This is a genomic window from Desulfobacter sp., from assembly GCF_050177295.1.
Genome location: NZ_JBFXHE010000536.1, coordinates 1 through 2,608, shown reverse-complemented (window position 1 = coordinate 2,608; position 2,608 = coordinate 1). Strand labels below are relative to the sequence as shown.

General features: G+C 49.6%; 3 protein-coding genes. All 3 read left to right on the top strand.

Going from position 1 to position 2,608, the window contains the following annotated elements; all coding sequences use genetic code 11:
- Window positions 1–89 precede the first annotated feature (89 nt).
- Window positions 90–1,403 carry a TrbI/VirB10 family protein gene (locus tag AB7U36_RS22265; protein WP_428161790.1) on the top strand — a complete coding sequence of 438 codons (1,314 nt, stop codon included), beginning with the start codon at window positions 90–92 and terminating at the stop codon, window positions 1,401–1,403.
- A complete protein-coding gene (locus tag AB7U36_RS22260; RefSeq protein ID WP_428161789.1) occupies window positions 1,400–1,576 on the top strand; it encodes a hypothetical protein in 177 nt (58 codons plus the stop codon). Before AB7U36_RS22265 ends, AB7U36_RS22260 begins: the two co-directional genes overlap by 4 nt.
- Window positions 1,573–2,608 (top strand): DNA topoisomerase (locus tag AB7U36_RS22255; protein ID WP_428161788.1); only part of this gene is annotated, 1,036 nt, incomplete at its 3' end. The genes AB7U36_RS22260 and AB7U36_RS22255, both read left to right, overlap by 4 nt.

Here is a 2,608-nt window from a genome sequence, read left to right as displayed (position 1 = left end):
AAAAGCAGTGACGGGTTCAGTTTCAGCCAGATGTTCCACCTGCCCGGATATGCCCTGGCAGAGATTTATACCCAAAGCGAGGTGAAAAAATGAGCGCACCAAGGGGGCTGCAAAGGCCGGGCGTAATGACAACCGTATTGAGCAAAAAGCCTATATTGGTGCTCTTTCTGTTCATCGCCATCATTGTATTGCTGCTGCTTTTTTCAATCTTTGATGAAGGCAAAAGAAATAAGAAAAACAGTGGCCAGGATCAGGAAACCCTGTTGATAGAACCCCAGCAGTCATCAATATCAACAGATGAAGAAGGGCTTAATCTGCCTAAAGCCCCTAAGGAACGTAAGGGTCTTGCGTCTGAAACCGATCCAAACACCCCGGGGGAAAAGAAAGATCAAAAGACGCTTGAACCGATTGAGGTTGTACGCGCGAAACCCCCTCCACAGGACCCTGTAAAAGCGGCTTTGGATAAGCAGCGGCAAAAACAGCTTGTAACCGTACTGCAGTACCGGTTCGAAAAACAACGCCAGGCGTTGGAGTCCAACCCGGTTGTTTACAAAAAAGACGCCTCAATGATTGTCAGCACCTCTGCCGGTATTTCTGACCAGGCCGGCCAGCATTCGGGATCTTCAGCAAGATTGGCAGAATTAAACAGTGAACTTGCAAACGCCAAAGCAAGCCTTGGCCTTGGCGGGGCCGGTTCACAATCCACTGAATCGATAACAACGAAAACCGGTTTATCCATATCCTCAAATCAAACTCCGGGCAATGACAGCTCAATGTGGGACAACGGTTATTCCATGGATCAGGATACAAATGCCTTATCCATTAAAACCGGGTCCATTATTCCCGTTGTACTAATCACCGGGATTGATTCAACTTTGCCCGGCTATATCAGCGGCCAGGTCAGTCAAAATGTATGGGATACCGCAACCGGTTATAACCTGCTCATCCCCCAGGGCACCAAAGTCTTTGGCCAATATCAGAACAATATCATTATGGGCCAGGAACGGGTGTTCGTTGTCTGGCAGCGTTTAATATTCCCGGATGGCCGGGCCATGACCTTGAAGGATATGCCCGGCGGGGACCAGCTGGGTTACGCCGGCCTGAAAGACAAGGTGAATAACCACTATTTCAGGATTTACGGTCATGCCCTGCTCATGAGTCTTGTCACCGGCGGCACCGCTTATGCCATGAACACCCTGGACAGCGATAACAGCGATGAAACAACAACGCTCAATGAATCCATGGGAACGGCCTTTGCCGATCAGATGGGACAGACAACCATGAGACTGCTTGAAAAACACATGAATATGTCCCCCACGTTATCCATCCGGCCCGGTTACCGTCTGAACATCATAGCGGTTAAAGATTTAGAGTTCAGCGAACCGTATGAAGGCAAATTATGAAAATTGATAAAAAATCCTGGCAACAAGGCTATGAGGCAGGACTCCGGCAGCAGGAACCCCAACCGGAAAACACAGAGATCTTAAGCTGGCATGCCGGGTTTCTTGAAGGGCAGTCAGAGGCTGAAATGAAAATCAAAATCCGTAAAGAACAATCAAGGAGAAAGAATTCATGAGACTTTTCATAGCAGAAAAACCATCCCTTGGCCGGGCTATTTCCGCCGGCCTGGGGAATGCCGAAAAAAGGAACGGATATATAGAATGCGGCCAAAATGTCGTTACCTGGTGCTTTGGTCACCTGTTGGAAATGGATCAGCCCGAAGCATACGACGAAAAATACAAAACCTGGAAAAAAGAAGACCTGCCTATTTTACCCAATTCCTTTAATGCCTCGGTCAGAAAAGATGCTGCAGCACAAATGAAGATCATAGGCAAGTTGCTCCGGGACGCAGAAAGCGTAGTCAACGCAGGCGATCCGGACAGAGAAGGTCAACTGCTTGTTGACGAAGTGCTGGAATACCACGATTATGCCGGCTCTTGCGAACGTCTCTGGCTTGCGGCCCTGGATGACAAATCAGTCAGAAAAGCCCTGTCATCCATGACAGACAACAATGATTATACCGGCCTGCGTGATGCAGCCCGGGCCAGATCCCAGGCAGACTGGCTGGTGGGCATGAACTGCACCCGGGCCATGACCCTCAAAGGCCGTGATGCCGGCAGCCAGGGCGTGTTGTCCCTTGGCCGGGTCCAGACCCCTACCCTTGCCCTGGTGGTCAACCGGGACCTTGTTATTGAAAACTTCAAGCCCCACCCGTATTTCACCCTTCATGTTGAAATTCTTCATGAAGCAGGCTCTTTCATTGGCACGTTTCAACCGTTTGACACACAAAAGGGGCTGGATGACCAGGGCCGCTTAATCAATCCTGATGAAGCATACCGGATCAAAAAAGAGGTACGCGGCCAGTCCGGAAAGATTATAGAGGCCGTTACAGAAAAGAAAAAAAAGAATCCGCCGTTACCGCATTGCCTGTCCTCTTTACAAAAAGCTGCGTCGTCGAAGCTTGGTATGGGAGCTAAAAAAGTGCTGGATCTGGCCCAGGCCCTTTATGAAAAAAAGCTGACCACCTATCCCCGTTCTGACTGCCGGTATCTGCCGGAAGAACAATTTGATGAAGCCGGCAATGTACTTGCAGTCCTGGCAAACGTTC